The organism is Kribbella deserti (assembly GCF_042434725.1).
Taxonomy (GTDB): domain Bacteria; phylum Actinomycetota; class Actinomycetes; order Propionibacteriales; family Kribbellaceae; genus Kribbella; species Kribbella deserti.
This window is the reverse complement of sequence record NZ_JBHLTC010000038.1, coordinates 70,584-87,494: the sequence shown is the minus strand read 5'-3', so window position 1 is coordinate 87,494 and position 16,911 is coordinate 70,584. Positions and strand designations below refer to the sequence as shown.

The following is a 16,911-nucleotide window of genomic DNA, read 5'->3' as shown; positions in this document are numbered from 1 at the left end:
GGTCCGGCCCTCGATCCCGGCCACGGTCGGACGCGGAATGCGGTCCGGCCCTCGATCCCGCCCACGGTCGGACGCGGAATGCGGCAATCTGTGGAAAACCCTGCCGCGAGGTGCCTCCTCATGTCGCGCGTGCGCAAACACAACAGGCACCTCGCGGCAGGTTCTCCACAGATTGGCCAGTGCTCTTGCCGGATGGGGGTGCGCTGGGTACGGCGTGCGGGCGGCTGGGCCGGGAGGCGTGGTCGGGGTGGGTGGAGAGGGTGGACTTCCGGGTTTTTGTTGTTGTGGTGGATCGCATTTTGCGTCCGACCGTGGGGAGGGAGGCGGAGGGGCGCGGGGTTGGTTGTGCGCTTGCGCCGGTTTGGTTGGGGCGGGTGGGCCGTGGGGTTCGCGTGGTTCGGCCGGTACTGCGCCCGATCGTGACCACCGGGTAACGACGAGTAGCGGGTGGGGTGGGGGATCTGGCGGGGTATGGGGTGGCGTCGTGGTGTGCGGCGCGCGTGGTGGTGTCGCGTCGGCGGTGGAATGTGGTCGCGACCCGTAGTGTGGGGGTGTGGTCCGAATTCTGCCGTTCCTGATCAGCCTGGCCCTGAGTGTCTACGCGCTGTTTTCCTGTATCCAGACTCGCGATGAGGATGTTCCGCATCTGCCGAAGTTGTTCTGGATTGTCCTGATCGTGCTCGTTCCGTTTGTCGGGCCGATCACCTGGATCCTGATGTCGCGCGCGCACGCTCACAAGCAGCACGTGACCGGACGTTCCGGACATCCCAGCGCCGGGCCGCGACGGCCCGCGCCGAGGCAGGTCGCGCCGGATGATGATCCGGAGTTCCTCGCTTGGCTGGCGAAGAACCGCCCCGAGGCGCCGGGTGGCGCGGGCAAGCCCAGCGGCAAGGACGACAAGCCGGGGAAGAAGGACAAGCCGACCGGTCCGGCGGATACGTCCTCGGGCAAGTCCGCCAATCCGCCCGGCAAGTCCAGCTCAGCCGACACGCCGAAGGACGCCGACACACCGGCCGACCGTCCCGACCCTGACGACGGCGAGGCCGGCGACCTCTCCCGCTGACGGCGGGGACGGCACGCCCGGCCAGGCGCCGCTCGCCTTGTTCCGCGAGTGGACGTGCGACAACCTGCGCAGGATGTTCGCACACTCGGCTAGACCGAGGTGGCGTCGCGCTGGGCTCGGCCGTGGGTGGGCGCGTGTGGACGCGACGACTCGCGGCGGGAACTTGGCGCGGCGCGCGGTGGCCGGCTGTGGGTGGGCGTGGGTAGACGATCCGGCAGCCCTCGGGGGAGGACTGCCGGAAGGTCGCGTTCTTGGGTCAGGCGGACTTGCGGTGTTCGGGCAGGACCACGTTGTCCCGTTCTGATTCGGTGGTTCCACCCCAGACCCCGTACGGCTCGCCCACGGACAGCGCGTGCTGCCGGCACTCGGGCTGGACCGGGCAGGTGCCGCAAAGTGACTTGGCCACCATTTCGCGTGCCCTCTTGCGCACACCCCGCTCGGACTCGGGGGAGAAGAAGAGCTCCGGATTGACGTCCCTGCATGCAGCTTGGGACTGCCAGTCCCAGAGATCCATGAGCGGCGCGGGTAGGCGAGGCATCCCTCTCGACATGGCAACCTCCTTGACTCACCGTGAGCGCGGACGGGCGCTCGGTGAAAACTATGCTCAAAGCACTCGTACTTCAACCCTCGTTGTCTCAACCTTCGGTCGCTTCGTTATCGCGTTGTGCTGAAAAACGCTCAGTTCAAGCGTGAACCTTTAGTTTTCAAGCGGAACAACGGCATGATGACGCCATGTCGGAACAGGTCGATTCGGAGCACCTGAGCGTACGGATACCGAGTATTCGGCTCGATGCGTCGCTTGCCACCGGGACATGCCTCACCGTGGGTGCGGCCGCTCGGCGACTTGGCGTGGCCGCACCGACTTTGCGCAGCTGGGAGCGCCGGTACGGGCTAGGCCCGAGCGAACGTAGTACGGGCGGCCACCGCCGCTACACCGCCGAAGACCTCGCCCGGCTCCGTACGGCCCTGCAGTTGATCCACCGGGGTATGCCGACCGCTGCCGCGGTGGAGGCGGTCCGCGAGGCGCCGGTGCTTCCGCCCGTCGTACCCGGCGCGGGCTATCCCGGGCCGTCCGGTTCTGGCCGGACTGACGTACGCCGCGGAGGCGGTCCCGACTTCAACCGCGCGAACCGCGGCGGTCACCCGTCCGGCGCTGTTCCGGACCACGCCGTCAACCCCAGCCGCGAGGACCCAGCCGGCGAGCACCAGGCGCCGTACGACGGGGCCAGCGCTGAGACGCCGTACGAGCGGACGGACCGCGAGGCGGCGTACGACCGGGCGCAGGCGGAGTGGCGCTCGTACGACGGCGGCAACAACGGGGGCCACTGGGCGTTGAGCGGCGGGGAGTACGGCGGCCTGCGGGCGGTGCGGGACTTCGCCGACGCGGAGGCGTTCGACACCGGGCAGGGGCTTGCAGGCGTGGAAGGCGGCGACGGCTTCGCCCGGACGCCGGACCCGGTGAACGCTGCCGGGATGGCCTTCGGCGTACCTCGCCGCCAGTCGCAGCGAACGCCGGAGGTCACGACCGAGGAATTGTTCGCGCTCGCCAACGCGATGGACAGCGAGCGGTTGACGCATGCCATCGCGCGGGCGCTGGACCGGTCGGGGGTGGTCGACGCCTGGACCGAGCGGCTCGCACCTCTGCTGATCCAGGTGGGCGAGCAGTGGGAACGGACCCGCGCGTGCGTCGAGGTCGAGCATCTTGCCTCGGACTGTGTCGCGGGCGCCTTGCGCTACCACACCAGGCGTGCGATCGAACGGAATCGGCCCGACGCCGCGGAACGTCCCGTCATCCTGGCCTGCCTGGAAGGCGAGGACCACGCGCTGCCGCTGCTGGCGGTCGCGGCGTCGCTGGCGGAACGCCGGGTTCCGGTCCGTACTCTCGGCGCGGCCACTCCGGCCCGTTCGTTGTCGGATGCGGTACGGCGGGTTCGGCCGGCCGCAGTGTTCGTCTGGTCGAGTGCCGCGGGGACGGCGGATCTTCCCGCGCTGCGCGGTCTGGCGCGGACCCGGCCGACGTACCGGTTGGTGGTCGGTGGACCTGGTTGGTACGAGCAACCACCTATGCCCGAGCGGGTCGACTCACTGCACGAAGCCGTCGCGGCGCTGGTCAGCGCGACGCGGACGCCGGCCCAGCCGTAGGCGTGCGCCGGTTGGAACGTTCCACCGCCAAGCCTGCTAGGTGATGCTCTGCGCGAGTAGTGCGGCCGCTAGGCAGAGGGTGAGGCTTAGGAATGCGTTGGCGGTCGCGGCGCGTAGACGACCTGATTCGGCGAGAGCGACGGTGACGGCGGCAAAGGTGCTGTACGTCGTGAAGGCGCCACAGAATCCGATGCCGATCAGCAGCGATACAACACGATCGGGCTGGGGCGCGAGCAACCCCAGGACAAAACTGCCAAGTACGTTCACCAGCAGGATTCCCCACGGGAACGAGCCACCCGCCCATCGCGTGATCCAGCGATCAACCAGGTAACGCAGGGGCGCGCCGATCGCGGCGCCGGCGGCGACCAGTAGCAGGTTCATCGCGCCACCCGGACGGCGGAGCTGCCGAGGATCACCGCGAGCAGGGCGGCCGCGAGGGTGCCGAACAAGTACAGCAAGGCCGTCACCGGGTGGTCGGCGAGCAGCCCGCGCGTCTCCACGGCGTACGTCGAAAAGGTGGTGAATCCGCCGAGTACGCCGGTCCCGGCGAAGGCGGCCAGCAACGGCCGGGCCGGTCGCGCGCGGTGGAGCCAAGCGAGCAAGGCGCCCATCAGCAAGCACCCGAGCACGTTCGTGGCGAACGTCGCCCACGGGAAGGTCCCGGCCTGATGCGGCATCGCGTGGGCGAGCCCGTACCGCGCGACTGCGCCGATCGCGCCGCCGGCCGCGATCACGGCCAGCACCACCACCAACCGCGATGGCTCAGCGTCAGGCATCGGCGGCCGGGTCGAACCACAGGCGCTGGTGACCGCCATGCGGGGTGTCGGCCGCACCGGTGATCGCCTGGATCACCCGGTTGTGCGTGACCACCAGGATCGGCCCGTCCGTACTGGCGGCACATCGGCGCAGCGCGGCCGTGGCCCGCTCGCGGACCCGGGACAACGGCTCCCACCTGCGTGGTACGCCGTCCGGCCACTCGCCGTCGAACTCGGCCAGCTCCGCGGCGATACCCCGCACATCGGCCGGACCCCGCCAGGCACCACCCGTATCAGGCAGCCAGTCGCCGAAATCCAGGTCGACCCGCACACCGAGGGCCAGCCGATGTCCGATCAGCGCGGCACTTTGAATGGCCCGGGTGTACGGCGAACAGACCAGGTAGTTCGCGGCAACGCCACTGAGCTCGTCGGCCACGGCCACGGCTTGTTTGATGCCGACCGGGGTCAGCACGGCGAGTCCCGAGGACAAACCGGGCCAGCCCCGGCTGTCGATCGGTTCGTAGTCCGGTTCGCCGTGCCGGACCAGATAGATCAGTGTCACGAGGTAGTTCTACCGGAGAAACCCGCACTTCGCTTCCCGGTCAGGTGTCGGCCGGTTCGACCTGCTAAGCCGTGGGCGGTCTTCATGACCGGAAGTGCCGACCCCGGGAGCGCGGCGCGGACTCGCCCAGGAACGATCCGGCCGGGGTGGACGGCCGATAGCCGTGACTGGTCCGCCCATCCAGCAGATCGCCCCAGGCCTCGTCGCCGTGATGGCCGTCAACGACCGGCTCGCGCCGATACCGCCCACCCGGCTGCCGGCCCTCGCCCGGCACCTCCGACTCGGCAAACGGGCTCCCTGGAACCGACAGCCCAGGCTCAATGAAAGGGCTCGGCGGGACCGACGACCCCCGCTCGTCGAAAGGATCCGGGAGGTCGGCGAAGGGAGACGGCGCGTCGGCGAAGGGGGATGAGTCGGCGAAGGCGCTCGCCGGCGGTATCGAGGCCTGCAGGGGTTCGCTCCACTCGACCGTATCGGCTGGATCCGGCGGCGTCGGGACGAGCGGTGACCGCGCGCCACCGGGTGGCGTGGCCGGATACGGCAGCATCGGCGCACGGAAGGCGCTGCGATCGAGTTGGTCGAGCCAGTTCACCTCGGTGGCGCCGTGGTGACCGTGCACCGCGAGCACCGAGTCGAGATCGGGCCAGACGGCCGTCGCTGGATTGTCACCGCGCCAGCGCAGCGCCACCGAACCGTCGGTGAAAACGCAGCCCTCGGCAACCACCCCGGTGCCGGAGACTCCGCTCACGTCGGCGTGCCGCACCAGCTCGAAGATCCGGGGCATCACCTGCCGGCCCAGAGCCAGGCGGTCACCACTGGACCGGATTCGAACGCATTGTGCCGGCCCCCAAGCCGAGATACCACGGCGGTCTGTCCCTTCACGGACGGCTGCCGGGTCTCAGGGTTGCCCGGCTCACGACCTCAACGACGAACCGGTGTTAAGGGTTACTCCGGTGAGACGGCCATCTCGCTTCGTGTACGCTGGGCGATGTGAAGCGCAGCTATTGGCAGTTTTTTGAGTGGCCGGCCTTGGTGCCGGGCGACTCAGCTGCAAGCTGACGCCCCGAAATCACCGAAGCCGGCTCGAAGGCAAGGACAACCGTCCTTGCCTTTTCTCGTTCCCAGCCGGCGCTGATCTCGGGTCTTTCCGCGGCCGCCGGCGGAAAGGCACCCATCATGAACCTCGTGAACACCACTCCAACCAGCGTTGTCGACCGCCGTATCGACAAGGTCGTGCCGCTCGTCACCCCGGCCGAATTACTCGCCGACCACGTGCTCGATGAACGACTGACCGAAACCGTGCTGGCCGGCCGCCGCGCCGTCACCGACGTGCTCGACGGCACGGACGACCGCCTGATGGTTGTTGTCGGCCCCTGTTCGGTGCACGACGCCGCGGCCGCCCTGGAGTACGCCGACCGGCTGAAGGTCGCGGCCGAGCGGCTGTCGGACGGGCTGCTGGTGGTGATGCGGGTGTACTTCGAGAAGCCGCGGTCCACCCTGGGCTGGAAGGGCCTGATCAACGATCCGGCTCTGGACGGTTCGGGCGACGTGAACTCGGGACTGCGTACCGCGCGGACGTTGCTGCTGGAGGTGTTGTCGCGAGGTCTGCCGGTGGGATGCGAATTCCTCGACCCGATCACCCCGCAGTACATCGCGGACACCGTCGCGTGGGGAGCGATCGGCGCTCGCACGGTGGAGAGCCAGGTGCACCGCCAGTTGTCCTCGGGTCTGTCGATGCCGATCGGCATGAAGAACCGCCCCGACGGCAGTATCGCCACCGCCGTCGACGCCATCCGCGCGGCCGCCGTACCGCATGTTTTCACCGGTATCGACGCCAGCGGCCGGCCGGCCATCCTGCACACGCGCGGCAACGGCGACTGTCACCTGGTGCTGCGTGGCGCCGACTCCGGGCCGAACTACGACGACGCCTCGATCGAGGGCGCGCTGGAGTTGCTGCGCAACGCGGGTCTGCCCGAGCGCGTGGTCGTGGACGCGAGCCACGGCAACAGCCGCAAGGACCACAAGCGCCAGCCGTCGGTCGCGGCCGAGATCGGCGCGCAGGTTGCCGCTGGCAATCAGGCCATCACCGGAGTGATGCTCGAGTCGTTCCTGGTCGAAGGCCGCCAAGACCTGGACCCGACCCGCGAGCTCACCTACGGCCAGTCCGTCACCGATGCCTGCATGAGCTGGGAAACCACCGAGGCCGTGCTAACCGACCTCCACGCCGCCGCCCTCCAGCGCCGCGCCGGCAAGACCGCCTAAGTCCGACTCAGGACACTAGCGTTCATTCGTCGGAACCCGCCCTTTGAGCTCATCGGACCGGCACCGGTGCGTGGCCGGAAGAGGCGGATTCCGGCGAATGAACGCAACGGCGGTCGTGGTGAACTTCTGAAGAAGGGCGGGCATCGACTGGAGACAGGGGTAGGTAAAGCGTTTTAGGGTGCGGGCATGGTTGAGGTATCACGTCGTCAGGTGCTCGGGTCCGTTGCCGGTGGGGCGGTGTTGTCGCTGCTGCCGCCGTCGGTCCATACCGCGATGGCGCGGCCGATCCGGCCAGGGGGATTGGCCGCGGTCGAGCACGTCATCATCCTGATGCAGGAGAACCGCTCGTTCGATCACTACTTCGGCACGCTGCGCGGCGTCCGGGGGTACGGCGACCGGGTCCCGCTGCGGCAGCGCGACGGCAAGCCGATCTGGAACCAGCCGAAACCCGGTGGCGGTGAGGTGCTGCCGTTCTCGATCCGGGAGGCCGCCGCGGCCGCGGGACGCGCTCCGGGCGACATTCAGTACCTCGACGATCTTCCGCACGGTTTCAACGACGCCACCCAGGCCTGGGCCAAGGGCTGGCACGACGACTGGATCGCGGCCAAGACCGCGGCCTCGATGACGCACTACGAACGTCAGGACATTCCGCTGCAGTACGAACTCGCCGAGACCTTCACGATCTGCGACGCCTACCACTGCTCGGTCAACGGTTCGACCAACCCGAACCGGAACTACCTGATGTCGGGCACCACCGGCTTCGAGCCCGGTACGACGGCCCGCGCGGTGACCAACGCGGCGTACTCCTACGACCACTTGGGCTACAGCTGGACCAGCTACCCGGAGCGGCTGGAGCAGGCCGGGGTGTCGTGGCAGATCTACCAGGAGTGGGACAACTTCACCGACAACGCAGTCGAGTACTTCGCCACCTTCAAGGCCATCGGCAAGAAGATCCTCGCGAAGGTGGACGGCGGCTACCGCACCACCGAGGAGTTCTACGACAAGCTGTTCGCGAAGACGCCGGACGAGCGCAAGGCCGTGCTGGCGCAGTTCGAACTGGCGGTCGAGGCCCTGCCGGCCAAGGAGGAAGCCCTTTTCCGCAAGGCGATGTACCGCTCCGCGCCCGAGACGCTGGTGCCGCGCCTTCGGCAGGACATTGCCGAAGGCAACCTTCCACAGGTGAGCTGGTTGGTGCCCTCGGCAATCGATTCGGAACACCCCAGTACGTCCACCCCGGTGGGCAGCGCGAACCTGGTCTACGACCTGCTCGACGCGATCGCGTCGGACCCCGAGGTCTGGTCGAAGACCGTGCTGTTGATCAACTTCGACGAGAACGACGGCTACTTCGATCACGTGCCGCCGCCCGTCGCGCCGCGTCCGGCCTCGGGCCAGGGCGACGACTGGTACGACGGCCGCCCGATCGGCCTCGGCCCGCGGGTCCCGATGACGGTGGTATCGCCGTGGACGATCGGTGGCCACGTGAACTCGGAGGTGTTCGACCACACCTCGGTGATCCGGCTGCTCGAGCGCTGGACCGACGTGCACGAGCCGAACATCAGCCAGTGGCGCCGTACCGCGTGTGGCGATCTGACCTCGGTCTTCGACTTCCACCGGGCCGGCCGTCGCCCGGTGATCGATACGCCCGGGGCCGTGCCGGCGCCGATCGAACGGTGGCGTCCGGTACCGCCGACTGACCAGGCCGTACCGGTGCAGGAGCCGGGTCGCCGGCCGGCCCGGGCCTTGCCGTACCGCCCGGAGGTTTCGGGCGTCGTCGCGGGCCAGAGGTTGCGCCTGCGCCTCGCGAATCCGGGGAAGGCCTCGGCCCATTTCACGGTCTACCCGTACGGCGGCGAACTCGAGGCGCCGGCGCATTTCGACGTACGGGGTGAGCGGACCGAGGAGATCGCCGTCACCGGGCCGTACGAACTGGCCGTGCAAGGGCCGAACCGCTTCTGGGCCGAACTCGCCGGGGTCAGTACGGGCGAAGCCGCCGGGCTCGACGTCCGGATCAGCACGATCCGGGGCCGAGGTGGTCTCGAACTACTGCTGGTCAACACCAGCAGCCGCCCGATCGCCGTACGTGTGAAGGCCCTCGACTTCGGCCGCAAGAACCAGCAGATCGAACTGCGCGGACGGCAGACCCGAGCGGTGACATGGCCGACAGACCAGGGCTGGTACGACCTTGAGGTCACCTCACCGCAAGACCCGTCCTACCGCCGCCGCTTGACCGGCCATCTGGAAACCGGCCGTCCGAGCGTCACGCCGTAACCAGGCTCAGCGGGCGATGGCGGCCGTGCGAGCCTTGGTTACGGTGACCAGGTCGGTGGGGGCGAGGCCCAGGTCGAGGCCCCGGCGGCCGCCGGAGACGTAGACCTGCTCGTGACCGAGGGCGGTTTCGTCGAGCACGGTCGGCAGGGCCTTCTTCTGGCCGATCGGGCTGATTCCGCCGACGACGTACCCGGTGGTGCGTTCGGCCGCGGCGGGATCGGCCATCACGGCCTTCTTCGCACCGAGGGCGGCGGCGATCGCCTTCAGGTCGAGCTGGCGATCAACCGGCACGATGCCCACGCCGAGCCGGCCGTCGGCCTCGACCAGCAAGGTCTTGAACACCCGCGCCGGCTCGAGCCCGAGCGCGGCGGCGGCCTCAAGGCCGTACGAGGCTGCCGCCGGGTCGTGCTCGTAGGCGTGCACGGTGAACGGCACGGCGGCCTTGGTCAGAGCGACGGTCGCCGGCGTACCGGCTGATTGCTTCGCGCGAGCCATGCCGCGCAGCCTAGCGAGGGGTCAGACCGTGGTGGCGAAGGTGGGGCGGCGGGTGTGCCGTCCGGTCGCGAGAATGTGCGCCAGCTCGCCGGGCAGCAGGTCGGTGCCGGGCACGGGCTCCATCTCGGAGACGTCGAGCCAGCGCACCACGGTCGCACCGCAGTGGCCGTGCACGGCGATGATCGAGTCGAGGTCCGGCCAGACCGCGGTCGACGGGTTGTCGCCATGCCAGCGCAGCGCGACCGAGCCATCGGTGAACACGCAGCCTTCAGCCACGGTTCCGGTGCCGGAGACGCCACTGACGTCGGTGTAACGAACGAGTTCGAAGGTCTGGGGCTTCACCGCAGTACCTCTGGTTGAGCCAATCCTGATGTGTGGGCGCAATAACCGGAGTTATCCATTGTCCTTTCCCCGTGTCGATGTGTTGGCTGGGCCCAAGTTCGGCTCAGCCCAAAGGTTCGCCACAGGCCCGGGGACAGGAACACAAAGTCAGCGGGGAAGAACGGTCTGTAGCGAAATCCGTGAGGTAACGCTAGAGCCAAAAGGCCAGGGCGCGCTAGCGTTCAGCGCACGTGTCTCAATTTTCAATCGGTCCTGACCGCCTGTCGAACACCGGCGCCCGGGTGACGTCGAGCAAATCCGGTTCTTCTTGTTCGAACAATCCCGTCAGTACATCGGCCCCGTAGGCGTCCGCGAGAAAGATCTCCGGGTCCGTCAACGGAATCAGCGAGCGGATTTCCACCTCGCCGAAGGTATTGAACTCGGCCGGCAGATACGGATGGGTTGCGACCAGCAGTCCGGTGATACCGGTCCGCGCAAGCAGCGGCTGGTTGTTGCGGATGATCTGCAGATTCTCCAGCCCGCGTGCGCCCTTCAGGACCAGTTCGACCGCCGTGGTGAGGAGGAACCGGCCCGCGCCGTCCTGGCCGGGGCGAACCGAGCAGACCAGCTCCTGACCGAACGGCTCGGCCAGACCGGCCGTCGCGAAGCTGACGGACTCGTCGTTCTCGAACCGCCAGATGACCACCGCCGCGCTGCCGTCGGGAGAGTCGGCCGGAACCGCGGCGCCCGGGCCGAGGTGGGCGGCGAGGTGATCGGTGAAGTCCATCCGGACATTGTCCCGCGCGTAATTGCCAGCGCCCTGGCCGGGTCGCGTGGTCGAATGCCTGGGTGTTCCTCTCCCTCACAACGACCTCGTCCGGCCTGGGCGCCCCCGCGACCGATCTCGGCTTCCTCTTGCACAAGAACCCGGGCCGACCTCAGTCGATCACCGTTGCCGGTGGTACGGCGTATGTGCTGTACCCCGAGGCGACCGACGAGCGCTGTACGGCGGCGTTGCTGCTGGAGGTCGATCCGATCGCGTTGGTGCGGGCTGGTCGCGGTAAGGCCACCGAAGGGTTCACGCTCGGCCAGTACGTCAACGACCGCCCGTACGCCGCCTCCAGCCTGCTGGCGGTCGCGCTCGGCAAGCTGTTCCGTACGGCCATGACAGGTCGTTGCGACGCGAGGCCCGAGCTGGCGGCCCGGTCGATCGACCTGGAGATCCGCGTTCCGGCCCTGCCCTGCCGAGGTGGCGCCGCTCTGGCCGAGGCCTACTTCGGGCCACTCGGCTGGCAGGTCGACGCCCGGCCGGTTCCGCTCGATCCGGCCCTCGGCTGGGATGACTCGCGGTACGTCGATCTTCGGCTCACCGGCACGATGCGGCTGGCGGACGCACTGAACCACCTCTACGTACTGCTGCCCGTGCTGGATGACGCCAAGCACTACTGGGTCGGCTCGGACGAGGTCGACAAGCTGGTTCGCGCGGGCGCGGGCTGGCTCGCGGATCATCCCGAGAAGGCCCAGATCTCCCGGCGCTACCTGGCCCACCAGGGCCGGCTGGCCACGGCCGCGCTCGACCAGTTGGCGCTCGATCGACTGGCCTCCGTGGACGAGGCCGAACTGCCCGACGAGCCGGAGGCAGAGGTCGGCGATGACGACGGCGTGGTCCCGCTCGCCACCCAGCGCCGTACGACGGTGCTGGAGGTGCTGCACGAGATCGGCGCGCGCCGCGTCGCGGACCTGGGCTGCGGCGAGGGCGTGCTCGTTGGCTTGATGCTGGCCGATCCGGCGTTTGTCCAGGTGGTCGGGACCGACGTGTCAGCCCGTTCGCTGACCCGCGCCGAGCGGCGGTTGCACGTGGCCGAGATGTCCGACCGGCAGCGCGAACGACTGCGGTTGTTCCAGTCGTCCGTGACCTATACCGATGATCGGCTGGCCGGGCTCGACGCCGCCGTACTGATGGAGGTCATCGAGCACGTCGATCCGCCGCGCCTGCCCGCGTTGGCCCGGGCCGTCTTCGGCGCCGCCCGGTTCGGCGCGGTCGTCGTGACCACGCCGAACTCGGAGTACAACGTGCGCTATCCCGCCCTTGGGAACGGCTTCCGCCACCCGGACCACCGGTTCGAGTGGACCCGGGCCGAGTTCGCCGCGTGGACCTCCGAGGTCGCGGCCGGCTACGGGTACGACGTGGAGCTGCGTCCGGTCGGCCCGATTGACGCCGAGGTTGGATCGCCTACGCAGCTTGCGCTCTTCACCCGCCGGGAGGTGGCGGCATGACCACGATCGACGTACCGGCGCTGAGCCTTGTTGTACTGGTCGGTGCCAGCGGTTCGGGCAAGTCGACTTTCGCGCGGCGGCACTTCCTTGGCACCGAGGTGATCTCGAGCGACTTCTGCCGCGGGCTGGTCGCCGATGACGAGAACGATCAGGCGGCGACGAAGGACGCGTTCGACGTGCTGCACTACATCGCGGGCAAGCGGCTCGCGGCCGGGCGGCTGACCGTGGTCGACGCGACCAATGTGCAGCCCGAAGCCCGTAAGCAGTTGGTGGCGTTGGCGCGCGAGCACGACGTACTGCCGGTGGCGATCGTGCTGGATCCGCCGGAGCGGGTCTGCCTGGAGCGGAACGAGGCCCGGCCGGATCGCGATTTCGGCGCGCACGTCGTGGTTCGCCAGCGTCAGCAGTTGCGGCGCGGCCTGCGCAGTCTCAAACGCGAGGGCTTCCGCGGCGTACACGTGTTGTCCTCGGTCGAGGAGATCGATGCCGTCAGCATCGAACGGACCCGGCTGTTCAACGACCTCCGGCACGAGACCGGTCCGTTCGACGTCATCGGCGACATTCACGGCTGTCGGGCCGAACTGGAGAATCTGCTGGAACTCCTTGATTACAAGGTGATCCGCGATGCCGAGGGTCGTGCGGTTGATGCCGCCTGCCCGGGGCGGCGCGCGATCTTCGTCGGTGATCTGGTGGACCGTGGACCGGACACGCCTGGCGTACTGCGGCTCGTCATGGGCATGGTTGCCTCAGGCAACGCAGTCTGCGTCCCCGGCAACCATGAGGACAAACTGCTCCGGGCCCTGCGCGGCAAGGACGTTCGCAAGACGCACGGACTGGCCGAATCGCTGGAGCAACTGGCCGCTGAGCCGTCCGAGTTCCGTGCCCAGGTCGAGGCCTTCATCGACGGGCTCGTTTCGCACTACGTCTTCGACGACGGCAGGCTGGTCGTCTCCCACGCGGGTCTCGTCGAGCGAATGCACGGCCGGGCCTCCGGGCGCGTACGCGCATTCTGCCTGTACGGCGAGACGACGGGGGAGACGGACGAGTTCGGCCTGCCGGTTCGATATCCGTGGGCCGAGGATTACCGCGGCCGCGCGATGGTCGTCTATGGGCACACCCCGACGCCCGTACCCGAGTGGATCAACAACACGATCTGCCTCGACACGGGCTGCGTGTTCGGTGGTGTGCTGACGGCGTTGCGGTATCCGTCGAAGGAGCTGGTCTCGACGCCGGCACTCGAGCAGTACTACGAGCCGGCCCGGCCGCTGACCACCTCGACGGGCCGTGAGCCGGATGTGCTGGACATCGACGACGTCTCCGGGCGGCGGGTGATCGAGACCGCGCACCACGGGCGGCTCAGCATCCGCGCCGAGAACGCGGCCGCCGCGCTGGAGGTGATGAGCCGGTTCGCGATCGACCCGCGGCTGGTGCCGTACCTGCCGCCGACGATGAGCCCGGTCGCGACCTCCCCGATCCCGGGACTGCTGGAGCACCCGGCGCAGGCCTTCGACGCGTACGCCGGAATGGGCGTCGCGGAGGTGGTTTGCGAGGAGAAGCACATGGGCTCGCGGGCCGTCGTACTGCTGGGCCGCGACGACCTGTCGGAACGCTTCGGCCTGCCCGGGTTCGGCGCGCTGTACACCCGGACCGGGCGCTCGTTCTTCGACCCGGCGACCACCTCCGCGTTCCTGGCCTCGCTGCGGGACGTGGTGGCGAAGGCCGGCGTCTTCGACGACCTCGGTACGTCGTGGCTGCTGCTCGACGCGGAACTGCTGCCCTGGAGCGCGAAGGCCGGTGACCTGCTGCGCAACCAGTACGCCGCCGTTGGCGCGGCCGCCCGTACGTCGTTGCCCACGGCAATCACCGCGCTGGAGGCGGTCGCGGCGCGCGGGCTTTCCGCTGAGGTTGCGGAGCTGCTGGAGCGGATGAAGGCCCGTGCGGTCAACGCGGATCGCTTCACCGAGGCGTACCGGCGGTACTGCTGGCCTACCGATGGCCTGGAAGGCGTACGGCTGGCTCCGTTCCAGGTACTGGCCTCGGAAGGCGCGACGTACCACGACCGGCCGCACGCGTGGCACCTCGAGCTCGCGGATCGCCTGGTCGCGGCGGCCCCTTCGCTGATCGCGCCGACCCGTCGGGTGTACGTCGATCTCGCGGACGAGTCGTCGCGTTCGACGGCCACGTCGTGGTGGGAGGAGCTGACCGGCGCGGGTGGCGAGGGCATGGTGGTCAAGCCCGCGGGCAATCTGACCCGAACCGCGAAGGGCCTGGCGCAGCCGGGGTTGAAGGTGCGCGGGCAGGAGTACCTCCGGCTGATCTATGGCCCGGACTACACCGAACCGGCCAATTTCGATCGCCTCCGCAATCGGAACCTCGGGCACAAACGATCGCTCGCCTTGCGGGAGTACGCCCTGGGTCTGGAGGCCCTGGAGCGATTGGCCCGAAACGAGCCGCTCTGGCGCATCCACGAATGCGTTTTCGCCGTACTGGCCCTCGAATCCGATCCCACCGACCCCCGCCTCTAGCTCGGGCCTGCTCTTTCCTGCCGCGAGCGGTCGCGTTTGGACGCGTTGCACGCGTTGGACGCGGTTGGATGCGACCACTCGCGGTAGGGCAGGCGGGTTAGGCCCGGTGGATCCAGCGGTTGAGTAGGGCGTTGGCGGCGCCGGAGTCGATGGCCTCGGCACAGACGGCGATGCCTTCGCGGAGTTGTTCCGCCAGGCCTGTGACGTGGGTGTAGGTGGTTGGCGTGGCGGCGGCGAGAACGGCTGCCGCATTGAGCAGTACGACGTCGCGGATCCGGCCGCGCTGTCCGGCAAGGAGCTCGCGGGTGATGCGCGCGTTGTCGTACGCCGTACCGCCGCGCAGGTCGTTCAGCCGCGCGCGGGGGATACCGAGGTCAAGCGGATCCACCACGGTCCGGGTCGTCGTACCCGCGTGCACGATCCAGACCTCGGAGGCCGCCGTGGTGGTGAACTTGTCGAGCCCGTCGGAGCCGCGTACCACCAAGGCCGCCCGGCCGCGCAACGCCAGCACCTCGGCGACCAACGGCGCCATCCGCCGATCGGCGACCCCGACCACCTGGTACGCCGGATGCGCCGGGTTGATCAACGGCCCGAGCAGGTTGAACACCGTCGGCGTGGCCAGTTCACGCCGTACCGCGGAAACGTGCCGAAGGCCAGGGTTGAACCGAGGTGCGAACAAGTAGGTGATGCCGAGCTCCACGGCGGTCCGGGCGACCTGGCCGGAGGCTGGTTCGAGGGAGATGCCGAGGTGTTCCAGCAGATCCGCCGAACCGGTCTGCGAGCTGGAGGCCCGTCCGCCATGCTTGACGACGGTCACGCCTTCGGGCGCGGCCGCGGCAGCGACGATGGCTGCCATGGTCGATACGTTGACCGCGCCGGTTCGATCCCCACCCGTACCGGCGATATCGACCGTCGTACCGGGAATCGTCGCGGTGACCGCCTCCGCCAGCAACGCGTCCACCAGCTGGCCGATCTCGGCGGCGGTCTCACCCTTGGCCCGGAACGCCGTCAAGAACCCCGCAATCTGCGCAGCCGAGGCCTCCCCACGAACCATTCGCGCCACCGCCCAGCCCACCTCCGCGGCCCGAAGATCCTCCCGCGCCAGCAACCGCGTAATCACCCCAGCCCAGGTGATCCCTGCGGGCGAGGCCGGTTCGTCGTCGGTGAAGGTGGTCGTGGATGTCATCGCAGTCCCTCAGCTCAGGACCACCGGCAAGGCCACCGCAACAGCAAACGGCCGCCTCACCGAGGCGGCCGCGTTGTCTCGCGCAGAAGTAAGCCGGCCGCCTAAGCGACCCACCAACCCTTCCGACGCATATTCACCCCACCACAATAACCCGCCCCCGCGGGCGCACGACAGGACATCTCGCCACTGTCCACCGCGATGCACAAGGTGATCGTGACGGCCGCGAGGTCTTCGCTGAAGGTGTGGGCTGGTCACCGTCCGGCGCGCCGTTGGGAGAGTGGCTGGCCACGCGCGCGGTGGGTTACCACCTCGAATACGGCGGTGCCCTGAAACCCTCTACGAGTTAGATTGAATCGTGTGGAGGTGGTGGGCATGGCGGCACGGGCAGGGCGAGCGGGTGCGGGGCAGTCGGTGACGGGCGGTTTGCCGGTGGGATTTAGGCGGGTGTGGTCGAGCAAGGAAGAATTGCTTGGCCCGCTGGCCTTCTGACCCCCGGGGACCGGTGCCGGAAGCCCACCTTTAGTCACTGGTTGTGATGTCCTCGCGGGCGGTGCATGTCTCGTCTCGTCTCGCGTGGGTGTGCCTCTTCCCCCGGGCGAGGCCCGTTTTGCGAGACGAGACACACCCGCGAGACCATCACGCACGGTGACTACCGGGCGGGTGCTTCCGGCTCATCCGGTGCCGGTGCCGTTGTCGGCGTGGGCGGTGGGGTGGGTTGTGGTGGGGGTGTGGCGCGCCAGCGGCCCCGGCTGACTTGGACGGCTCTGCCCTGGTTCCGCAGCGCTTGCAGCTTGCGATAGACGACCGGCTTGCTCCGTTTCGTGGCGGTCGTCAGTTCGCTGATAGCGACCCCATGGGCCGGGGACTGTCGTAGTGCCTCCGACAGCGCTACATCCGGCCCGGACACGGCGGAAGCTGCCCCGGGGGTGCCCGGTGCCCTCGGCGGCCCGCCAGTGCCGTTCTGAGGGGGTTTTGCGGACTTTGTAGATGTCTCCGTCCTGGCGGATTAAGGGATGAATAGCAAAAAAGGCCGAACCCAAAGCTGGGATCGGCCT

General features: G+C 68.8%; 15 protein-coding genes. 6 read left to right on the top strand and 9 right to left on the bottom strand.

Annotated features, from left to right (window positions below; all coding sequences use genetic code 11):
- The first annotated feature begins 553 nt into the window (after nt 1–553).
- Entirely contained in the window at nt 554–1,063 is a 510-nt protein-coding gene (locus ACFFGN_RS29920) for a PLD nuclease N-terminal domain-containing protein (protein ID WP_380054397.1), read from the top strand.
- Nucleotides 1,064–1,319: 256 nt separating this feature from the next.
- Here ACFFGN_RS29920 and ACFFGN_RS29915 read toward each other — a convergent pair whose 3' ends face one another.
- A complete protein-coding gene (locus ACFFGN_RS29915; protein WP_380054394.1) occupies nt 1,320–1,613 on the bottom strand; it encodes a WhiB family transcriptional regulator in 294 nt (97 codons plus the stop codon).
- A gap of 182 nt (nt 1,614–1,795) precedes the next feature.
- On the opposite strand from ACFFGN_RS29915, the gene ACFFGN_RS29910 reads away from it, so the two are divergent.
- Nucleotides 1,796–3,205 carry a MerR family transcriptional regulator gene (locus ACFFGN_RS29910; RefSeq protein WP_380054391.1) on the top strand — a complete coding sequence of 470 codons (1,410 nt, stop codon included), beginning with the start codon at nt 1,796–1,798 and terminating at the stop codon, nt 3,203–3,205.
- A gap of 36 nt (nt 3,206–3,241) precedes the next feature.
- On the opposite strand, the gene crcB (ACFFGN_RS29905) is transcribed toward ACFFGN_RS29910, so the two are convergent.
- From crcB (ACFFGN_RS29905) to ACFFGN_RS29890, 4 genes are all read right to left on the bottom strand, one after another.
- Nucleotides 3,242–3,586, bottom strand: coding sequence for a fluoride efflux transporter CrcB (gene crcB / locus ACFFGN_RS29905; RefSeq protein ID WP_380054389.1), 345 nt, complete (start codon nt 3,584–3,586; stop codon nt 3,242–3,244).
- Nucleotides 3,583–3,981 (bottom strand): fluoride efflux transporter CrcB, encoded by a 399-nt coding sequence (gene crcB / locus ACFFGN_RS29900; RefSeq protein WP_380054386.1) that lies wholly within the window; start codon nt 3,979–3,981, stop codon nt 3,583–3,585. Before crcB (ACFFGN_RS29900) ends, crcB (ACFFGN_RS29905) begins: the two co-directional genes overlap by 4 nt.
- Nucleotides 3,974–4,522 (bottom strand): histidine phosphatase family protein, encoded by a 549-nt coding sequence (locus ACFFGN_RS29895; protein WP_380054383.1) that lies wholly within the window; start codon nt 4,520–4,522, stop codon nt 3,974–3,976. The genes crcB (ACFFGN_RS29900) and ACFFGN_RS29895 overlap by 8 nt, the downstream gene beginning before the upstream one ends.
- An 82-nt stretch (nt 4,523–4,604) precedes the next feature.
- Nucleotides 4,605–5,306, bottom strand: a complete 702-nt coding sequence (locus ACFFGN_RS29890; RefSeq protein WP_380054380.1) for a hypothetical protein — start codon at nt 5,304–5,306, stop codon at nt 4,605–4,607.
- 392 nt (nt 5,307–5,698) lie between these two features.
- Here ACFFGN_RS29890 and ACFFGN_RS29885 point away from each other — a divergent pair, with 392 nt between their 5' ends.
- Both ACFFGN_RS29885 and ACFFGN_RS29880 read left to right on the top strand, forming a co-directional pair.
- Nucleotides 5,699–6,784 (top strand): 3-deoxy-7-phosphoheptulonate synthase, encoded by a 1,086-nt coding sequence (locus ACFFGN_RS29885; protein WP_380054377.1) that lies wholly within the window; start codon nt 5,699–5,701, stop codon nt 6,782–6,784.
- A gap of 186 nt (nt 6,785–6,970) precedes the next feature.
- Nucleotides 6,971–9,052: a phosphocholine-specific phospholipase C gene (locus ACFFGN_RS29880; protein WP_380054374.1), complete on the top strand. Its 2,082-nt coding sequence runs from the start codon at nt 6,971–6,973 to the stop codon at nt 9,050–9,052.
- Nucleotides 9,053–9,058: 6 nt separating this feature from the next.
- Here the strand turns inward: ACFFGN_RS29880 and ybaK are convergent, their stop codons facing one another.
- From ybaK to ACFFGN_RS29865, 3 genes are all read right to left on the bottom strand, one after another.
- Nucleotides 9,059–9,547 (bottom strand): Cys-tRNA(Pro) deacylase, encoded by a 489-nt coding sequence (gene ybaK / locus ACFFGN_RS29875; protein WP_380054371.1) that lies wholly within the window; start codon nt 9,545–9,547, stop codon nt 9,059–9,061.
- A 21-nt stretch (nt 9,548–9,568) separates the two neighbouring features.
- Complete coding sequence (locus ACFFGN_RS29870; RefSeq protein ID WP_380054368.1) at nt 9,569–9,889, bottom strand: hypothetical protein; 321 nt, start codon at nt 9,887–9,889, stop codon at nt 9,569–9,571.
- A gap of 235 nt (nt 9,890–10,124) precedes the next feature.
- Nucleotides 10,125–10,655 (bottom strand): suppressor of fused domain protein, encoded by a 531-nt coding sequence (locus tag ACFFGN_RS29865; RefSeq protein WP_380054366.1) that lies wholly within the window; start codon nt 10,653–10,655, stop codon nt 10,125–10,127.
- Between the two features lie 62 nt (nt 10,656–10,717).
- Between ACFFGN_RS29865 and ACFFGN_RS29860 the strand changes: the two genes are divergently transcribed.
- Nucleotides 10,718–12,145, top strand: a complete 1,428-nt coding sequence (locus ACFFGN_RS29860; protein WP_380054362.1) for a 3' terminal RNA ribose 2'-O-methyltransferase Hen1 — start codon at nt 10,718–10,720, stop codon at nt 12,143–12,145.
- Nucleotides 12,142–14,670 carry a polynucleotide kinase-phosphatase gene (locus tag ACFFGN_RS29855; protein ID WP_380054359.1) on the top strand — a complete coding sequence of 843 codons (2,529 nt, stop codon included), beginning with the start codon at nt 12,142–12,144 and terminating at the stop codon, nt 14,668–14,670. The genes ACFFGN_RS29860 and ACFFGN_RS29855 overlap by 4 nt, the downstream gene beginning before the upstream one ends.
- Nucleotides 14,671–14,767: 97 nt before the next feature.
- Here the strand turns inward: ACFFGN_RS29855 and trpD are convergent, their stop codons facing one another.
- Nucleotides 14,768–15,856, bottom strand: a complete 1,089-nt coding sequence (gene trpD, locus ACFFGN_RS29850) for an anthranilate phosphoribosyltransferase (protein WP_380054356.1) — start codon at nt 15,854–15,856, stop codon at nt 14,768–14,770.
- Between the last annotated feature and the right edge of the window lie 1,055 nt (nt 15,857–16,911).

Bases quoted from the DNA above. Each gene is read 5' to 3' on its own strand.
- crcB (WP_380054386.1), bottom strand. From the start codon at position 3,981: ATGCCTGACGCTGAGCCATCGCGGTTGGTGGTGGTGCTGGCCGTGATC.
- crcB (WP_380054389.1), bottom strand. From the start codon at position 3,586: ATGAACCTGCTACTGGTCGCCGCCGGCGCCGCGATCGGCGCGCCCCTG.
- ACFFGN_RS29865 (WP_380054366.1), bottom strand. From the start codon at position 10,655: ATGGACTTCACCGATCACCTCGCCGCCCACCTCGGCCCGGGCGCCGCG.
- ybaK (WP_380054371.1), bottom strand. From the start codon at position 9,547: ATGGCTCGCGCGAAGCAATCAGCCGGTACGCCGGCGACCGTCGCTCTG.
- ACFFGN_RS29855 (WP_380054359.1), top strand. From the start codon at position 12,142: ATGACCACGATCGACGTACCGGCGCTGAGCCTTGTTGTACTGGTCGGT.
- trpD (WP_380054356.1), bottom strand. From the start codon at position 15,856: ATGACATCCACGACCACCTTCACCGACGACGAACCGGCCTCGCCCGCA.
- ACFFGN_RS29890 (WP_380054380.1), bottom strand. From the start codon at position 5,306: ATGCCCCGGATCTTCGAGCTGGTGCGGCACGCCGACGTGAGCGGAGTC.
- ACFFGN_RS29885 (WP_380054377.1), top strand. From the start codon at position 5,699: ATGAACCTCGTGAACACCACTCCAACCAGCGTTGTCGACCGCCGTATC.
- ACFFGN_RS29880 (WP_380054374.1), top strand. From the start codon at position 6,971: ATGGTTGAGGTATCACGTCGTCAGGTGCTCGGGTCCGTTGCCGGTGGG.
- ACFFGN_RS29910 (WP_380054391.1), top strand. From the start codon at position 1,796: ATGTCGGAACAGGTCGATTCGGAGCACCTGAGCGTACGGATACCGAGT.
- ACFFGN_RS29915 (WP_380054394.1), bottom strand. From the start codon at position 1,613: ATGTCGAGAGGGATGCCTCGCCTACCCGCGCCGCTCATGGATCTCTGG.